4 protein-coding genes are annotated in these 7,262 nt (G+C 48.7%); all 4 read left to right on the forward strand.

Going from position 1 to position 7,262, the window contains the following annotated elements; all coding sequences use genetic code 11:
- The first annotated feature begins 181 nt into the window (after positions 1-181).
- The 4 genes from GWG06_RS30160 to GWG06_RS30175 are packed head-to-tail and all read left to right on the forward strand — an operon-like array spanning position 182 to position 7,092.
- Positions 182-1,138, forward strand: coding sequence for a FecR family protein (locus GWG06_RS30160; RefSeq protein WP_127044092.1), 957 nt, complete (start codon positions 182-184; stop codon positions 1,136-1,138).
- 38 nt (positions 1,139-1,176) lie between these two features.
- A complete protein-coding gene (locus tag GWG06_RS30165) occupies positions 1,177-4,509 on the forward strand; it encodes a TonB-dependent receptor (RefSeq protein WP_160718151.1) in 3,333 nt (1,110 codons plus the stop codon).
- A 9-nt stretch (positions 4,510-4,518) separates the two neighbouring features.
- Positions 4,519-5,877, forward strand: a complete 1,359-nt coding sequence (locus tag GWG06_RS30170) for a RagB/SusD family nutrient uptake outer membrane protein (RefSeq protein ID WP_127044090.1) — start codon at positions 4,519-4,521, stop codon at positions 5,875-5,877.
- Between the two features lie 9 nt (positions 5,878-5,886).
- Entirely contained in the window at positions 5,887-7,092 is a 1,206-nt protein-coding gene (locus GWG06_RS30175) for a thioredoxin family protein (protein WP_127044089.1), read from the forward strand.
- Positions 7,093-7,262 lie beyond the last annotated feature (170 nt).

Here is a 7,262-nt window from a genome sequence, read left to right on the forward strand (position 1 = left end):
AGGTTATTTACTTATTTGAGATTTTGTGCCCGATCAATATCTCTTCTGAAGAATCTAATAAGCACCGGGGAAACGATGATTGGCTGCAAATCTCAAATAAACAAATCTCAAATAAAAAAATATTTCCCCCGGCTGGTACTTTCCCTCCCTCTCCCTGTACCTATAGTATCAACCATTTAGTATGCTTAATTACAGGTATATCCGGTTTCTGCTACAGAAGCGGCAACAGGAGCCTCTCAGCGGGGAAGAAGAACAGTTAATTGAACAATGGTATCAGAGTCTGGATACAATGCCCGGCCAGTCAGCCGGAGGCCAGGAGGAGATGAAGCAGCACTCCTGGGAACAGTTACAGGCAATTATTGGTCGTGAACAGGTACCGGCGCGGCGTATGTTGCCGTGGAAGCGGGTATGGTGGGCAGCAGCTGCTGCAGTGCTGTTGCTGATTGCAGGAGGAAAATATTTTTACCGGTCAGCACCTGCATCCGAACCTGCGTGGGTGATGCTGGAATGCCCTACCGGCAAGCGGCTGCGTATAGGCATGGCCGATGGTTCCACCATCTGGCTGAACAGCGGCTCCCGCCTGCATTATCATCCGTCCTTTCCGCAGCAGCGGGAAATCAGCATCGATGACGGAGAAGTATTTTTTGAGGTGGCGAAAGATGCCGCCCACCCGTTCCTGGTGCATACGAAGAGTTTGTCTGTCAGAGTGCTGGGAACAGCCTTTAACGTAACCGCCTACACGCAGCTGGATGTGGAAAAGGTAAGTGTGGCAGAAGGCAGCGTACAGGTACGGCAGGCAGCCCGCGAGGTAGTGTTGCATCCGGATCAGCAGCTGGTGTATAACCGCAGCAGCAACGGATTTAAACAGCAGGAAGTAATGGCAGCGCAAACCAACAGCTGGCGTAAAGGAGATATCTATCTCACCAACGTAACACTGGCGGAACTGGCGCTCACCCTGGAAAATATTTACGGATACGAAATCGAGTTCAGTAACAGCCGGTTAAAAAATTGTGTCAACAGTTTACATTTCAACGATAAAGAGCCAATCACCAAAGTATTGGATCTGCTTAAACTGATAGATAACATTACCTATACCATCAGCAACAAAAGAATCATCATCGCGGGGAAAGCATGCTGAGAGCACACCTGCCATATTTATCATAAACATCAATTATCATGAAGGGATTTTTACAGACCCACATCAACCAACCACGATGGGGCAAAGCCTTAGTACTTTGCCTGCTGTTAAGCCTTACGCTGCAATTGCGTGTACAGGCGCAGGCTTATCTGCAGAAGCAAACCACCATTGCCTTCAGCTATGAAACAATTTCTTCCTGTCTGAAAAAATTACAGACAAAGAGCGCGATCAACATCTCCTACAACGAGAATGATGTGAAGAAGTATTCCGTAAACACACTCAGTTTTACAGACGCCTCTATTACGGCTATTCTGGATCAGCTGTTGAAAAATACGGATCTGCAGTACCGTACTATGAATGATGGTATCGTTATCTTCCAGAAGGCGGAAGCGCCTGCTGCACAGGCATTCCGTAACATTACAGGGATGGTGACGAGCATAAAGGAGAAGGGAGCAGTGCCCGGCGCCAGCGTACTGGTGAAGGGAACTTCCCGCGGTACGTCTACCGACGAAAAGGGAGCGTTTACGCTGAAAGTGCCTGCGGACAAGAATATCCTCATTTTCTCCGCTATCGGTATGCAGACAAGGGAAGTGGTGATCACCAGCGAGCAGATGAATGTGCAGCTGGCAGAAGATGCCAAAACGCTGGGAAGCATAGTAGTAGTGGGTTACGGACAGGTTAACAAAAGAGATCTGACCGGTTCTGTATCTTCTGTAAAACCGGATGATATGAAAAAGATGAATGCCACCACTTTTGATGCAGCCCTCGCCGGCCGCACTGCCGGCGTTTATGCAGTGAAATCTACCGGCGCGCCGGGAGCGCCTGCCGCTATCCGCGTGCGTGGCGGTACCTCCGCTTTTGGTAATAACGAACCACTGTATGTGATCGATGGAGTGCCTTTTGAAGTCGGCAACGGACAAGGAAATGCACAGTATGTATCGGATATCAGCAGGCAGATTTCTCCGCTGGCCAGCCTCAATCCGGAAGATATTGAAAGCATGGACATCCTGAAAGATGCATCTGCTGCCGCTATCTACGGCTCCCGCGCCGCTAACGGCGTAGTTATCATCACTACCAAAAAAGGCCGCTCCGGCCCCAAGGCGGATATCTCCGTAGGCTACAACGCCTCTATGGATAAATTCGCGAAACAATATAAAATGCTCGATGCAGCCGGTTACCATCAGGTAATGCGCACCGCTTATATGAATGATGGCAGGCCGCTGCCAAAGGATTCTGTACGTTATCCCGGTGTTGATACAGACTGGGGTAAACAGGTTTTCCGCACTGCACAAACGCATAACCTCTACCTGAATATCAATGGCGGCTCCAACAACGGCAGCACCCTGTACTCTGTTTCCGGTAGCATCACCGACCAGGCCGGTGTTATTAAACCGAGCGGTTTTAAACGGTATAATTTAAGAAGCCGCCTGGAAACAACATTGTTCGACAGGCTGCGCCTGGGTACCAACATGAACTACTCCATGCTGGAAACCACCGATGCCAATACTTATTATAATATCGTAGGTTACCGTCCGGATATTCCGCCATACGACAGCCTGGGCAGATATGGTGCTCCGACAGACAGTGCCACGGCTAACCCGGTATCTCAGCTGAGCCGCACCCGCGGTAACAAAAGCCAGAATATGATGATGTCCTTCTTCGGAGAGATTGAAATCGTAAAAGGACTGAGATGGCGTTCTGACCTCTCCTATAATATTGTGAAAGGAGAGATGGTGAACTATACACCTTCTTCCGATGTGTTTGAGGCGCGTAATAACAGAACAGGTTCCCGTGAAGATTATACCAATAACAGCAATTCCCGCATTTTTGATAATACCCTGACCTACCTGAAAAGCATGGGTAAGCATAATATCAATACGGTAGTGGGTATGTCTTACCAGCAAAGCAAAAGCAATTTCGTGACCATCAAATCCAACAATTTCTCTGATGACGAATCGCTGAATCACCTGGGAGGCGCCAGTATCCTGAACACCTGGCAGAGCGGCGGCGCAGTAAGTGGCCTGCAGTCTTACTTCCTCCGTGCCAACTATAACTTCGCCGGTAAATATTACTTTACCTTCACCGGCCGTGCGGACGAATCCACCAAGTTTTCTCCGGGTTACCGCTGGGCATTTTTCCCGTCGGCAGCCCTGGCATACCGCCTGTCCGAAGCCAGTTTCATGAAGCCTGCCACCTGGGTGGAAGACCTGAAACTGCGCGTGTCTGCAGGTAAAACAGGTAGCGCCAACTTCTCCGACTTCCAGTATACTACGCTGTTTACTTCCGGCAGTTTCTACAACAAGAAAAACGGTATGACAGTAAATGACGTACCTAACCCTGAAATCCGCTGGGAGTCTACCAATCAGCTGGATGCGGCCATAGACTTCATTTTCCTGAAAAGTAAACTGAGAGGTACCATTGGTTACTTCCAGAAGTATACAAAGGATATGATCCTGTACAGGAGCATTACGATGGAAACAGGATCTTCCCGTCAGTATTATAACGTAGGAGATTTCTCCAACCGCGGCTGGGAGATACAGATCGGAAGTGACCTGATCCGCCGTAAGAACTTCAGCTATATCACCGATGTAAACCTGACGCGTATACGTAGCCGTGTTGAGAAGCTGAATGGTGGTTTCGATAACCTGGGCCGTCTGCGCGAAGGCGAAACCATGGGTTATTTCAGCGGTTATAAAACAGCAGGCATCTTCCAGTCACAGGAAGAGATAGATGCGCTCAACAAAACAGCGCCGGAAGGTTATTACCAGTCAGCGAAAACCAAACCGGGAGATATTAAATTCGTGGATGTCAATGGTGACGGCCGCATCACGGATGATGACGTTACGATCATCGGAAAGGCGGAGCCGGATTTCTACGGCGGCTGGAATAACATTGTACGTCTCGGCAACTGGGAAATTACCGCCTTCTTTAACTTCAGCGTGGGTAACTACCTGAGTAATGATGGCCGCAGATCCGTAGTGACCTTTGACCGCTATGTCAACAACTACGCACAGCAGATGCTGACAGATGCCTGGTCTCCGGAAAATAAGAATGGTACCCTGCCACGTATCGTGAACGGCGACCCGAACGGCAACAGACGCGCTTCCGATTTCTTCATCGAAAATGCTTCTTACTTCAAACTGAAGAACCTGCAGGTAGCCTATACCTTCAGCAATGACTTCCTGCGCCGTATGCGTATCAGCAATATACGTGTATTCGCCACCGGTAGCAACCTGTTTACCATCACCGGCTACAAAGGACTGGATCCGGAGGTGAACACAGCGCCGGCAGGTAACTTCAGCCAGGGGTATGATACCAACATCTATCCGATGACACGCTCCTTTACAATGGGTATTAACGTCAACCTCTAAACGAAAATCATGAAAAAAATTATTATCTCCTTTATATCCTCCGCCGTACTGTTATCTGCCTGCAAGCTGGTAGATGTAACAGATGTATCGCCGGTAAACCAGCTGGAAGACGCCAACGCCATCACTACTGTAGAGAAGGCACAGAGTGTATTGTATGGAACCTATGGTATACTGACCAACAGCAACCTGGCATTCAATTATTACATGCCAGCTACCGCCAGCCTCATGGGACTTACCATGGAGCCGGGAACCGACGGATCCGATTTCTACAATAATAATCCCCTTACTACCAACTATTACCTGGAAAGCATGTACACTGCCGGGTATAAAATGGTGAACATGAGTAATCATATTATCACCAAAACACCACTGATTGCCGGCAGCGATCCCCGGAAAACAAGGATACTGGGAGAAGCAAAATTCCTGCGCGCCATGAGTTATTTCTACATGCTGCGTTTATTCGGACAGTTCTATGATACGGACTCCCGCTTCGGAATGGTGCTGAGAACCACGCCGGTAAAGGATGGAGAGCCAATTCCCCGTTCTTCTGTTAAGGCAACATATGATGTGATCAACAAAGACCTGGATGAGGCCATCAATGAATGCAGCGAATTCTCCAGCACCTTCTATGCTTCAAAACTCAGTGCCCGCGCACTGAAAGCCAAGGTACTGCTTTATCAGCAACGCTATGCAGAAGCCGCAGAGATGGCAAAGCTGGTGACAACGACCACCCAGCGCAGCCTGGAAGACACCTTTAAAACTGTCTTCCTGAAAAAAATCAGGGAAACAAAAGAAGTGATATTCCAGACGCCATACGATGCCGGAACCGGTAATAACAACAAGGCATTCGCTTTCCGCTCCTGGTTTGTGCCATCGGCTTATTACATTCAGTTTATGAAAGGCGACGGCCGGGATACTATGGCGCTGAAAGCAAGACCTACCTCCGTTTTGAACGGTAAGTTCATGGCCGGTCAGATTGATGGCGCTCCTTCCAATGCCGATACAGAATATTTTATCCGTCTGGCAGAGCTGTACCTGGTACAGGCAGAAGCCCTTGTACGCAGCGGCGGCTCCCTGGAAGAAGCCCGCGCCGCATTGAATAAAATCCGTAAACGCGCGCTGATGCCGGATATTACCAGCAACGACCGCGCTGAATTATTACGTATTATCCGCGAAGAAAAAGTGAAAGAGCTGGGCGCAGAAAGCGGAGAAGAATGGTATGACCTGGTACGTTACGCCAGCAAAGGAGAGCTGGATATTAAAACATTCAAACCGGCCTTTATGGGTAAGAACAGATATATCATTCCGCTGCCATTCGCATCTGTGAAGGCTTCAGGCGGTGTGGTAGAACAAAATCCCGGTTACTAATCAATAATTATGAAGATGAGAAGAATTTTCAGCACACTCGGTATAGCTTTCCTGTTAACAGGAAGCATGCAGGCAACCGCGCAACAGGAGACAGGCATCATATTCAGAAAAGACGCTTTCAGCGCCGTGCTGGCAGAGAGTGCCGCCAGCGGCCGGCCGGTATTTATCGATTGTTATACCAGCTGGTGCTCGCCCTGCAAATGGATGGAGAAAAATGTGTTCGTGAACGATACTGCTGCCAGCTTTTACAACGCTAAATTCATCAACTATAAAATAGATATGGAGAAAGGCGAAGGGCCTGCATTGCGCCAACGTTATGGCGTACAGGTATTTCCTACCTATCTCTTCATCAATGCGCAGGGAGAACTGATTCATAAAGCTACCTCTAAAATGGAGGTAGCTGAATTTGTGGAAGAAGGTAAGAAAGCGCTGGATCCTTCCCGCTCTTTTGCCTCTCTGGAAAAGGCTTTTGCGGCAGGTAAACGCAGCAACGAAATATTACTGGCCTATGCCCAGGCATTGCAACGTACCGACCGTCAGCGTGCGGACTCTGTCAGCGGTCTGCTGATTAAACAGTTAAAAGACACAGACATGCAGACCCCGTTGGGATGGTCTGTCATACAGTCTTTCGCCTGGGATGAGAAGGATCGCTTAGGCGCTTACTTCCTGGCTCACCTGCAGGACTATACGAAAAAGTATGGTGAAGCGCCGGTAGCTAAAGTACAGGAGCGGCTCATGAGCAGCGCCCTGTATGGTATGATCCGCAGGAATGACAGTACCGCTTTCTTCGCACGCCTCGCTCCGTGGAAAGCCGCTGCAGATCCGGTAGTACAAAAGAAAGCGCTGATGATGGAAGCCGATTTCTACCTGAGCAACCATCATGCTGCGCAATTTATCCAGGTAACAGACAAAGGGCTGCACGGCCTCCTGAAAGCAGATGATATGAGTCTGAGCTTTCTTGCCCGCCGCTGCGAGTACCTCGGTGCCGGCAACAAAGCTGTCCTGCAGCAGGCCTATAAACTGGCCAGCCGCGCCGTGGAAATAGACCCTAAAGAATATGGCAACCAAAGCACCTTAGCAAAAGTATGTCAGGCCGCAGGCATGAAACCTGAAGCTATCCGTGCCGCAGAAGCCGCCTACCAGCTATCTTTACAGGAAACCTCCAAAATTCAGAACCTGGCGAAAAAACATCTTGATGAGATAAAAGCCATGTGAGATTTGGTTATTTAGTTATTTGGTTATTTGAGATTTGTTTCAAAGCAGGAAGCCCCCTGAAGGATTTTCGGATTTTGGAATTTTTTGATTTTCGGATTTATTAAATGCAGCGGAGATCTTCGCAAAAAACCTTCGCTGCATTTAATAAATCCGAAAATCAAAAAATTCCA

Origin of the sequence: Chitinophaga solisilvae (assembly GCF_009928525.1) — a bacterium.
Classification (GTDB): domain Bacteria; phylum Bacteroidota; class Bacteroidia; order Chitinophagales; family Chitinophagaceae; genus Chitinophaga; species Chitinophaga solisilvae.

Coding starts and splice junctions, on each gene's coding strand:
- GWG06_RS30160 (WP_127044092.1), top strand. CDS start 182: ATGCTTAATTACAGGTATATCCGGTTTCTGCTACAGAAGCGGCAACAG.
- GWG06_RS30165 (WP_160718151.1), top strand. CDS start 1,177: ATGAAGGGATTTTTACAGACCCACATCAACCAACCACGATGGGGCAAA.
- GWG06_RS30170 (WP_127044090.1), top strand. CDS start 4,519: ATGAAAAAAATTATTATCTCCTTTATATCCTCCGCCGTACTGTTATCT.
- GWG06_RS30175 (WP_127044089.1), top strand. CDS start 5,887: ATGAAGATGAGAAGAATTTTCAGCACACTCGGTATAGCTTTCCTGTTA.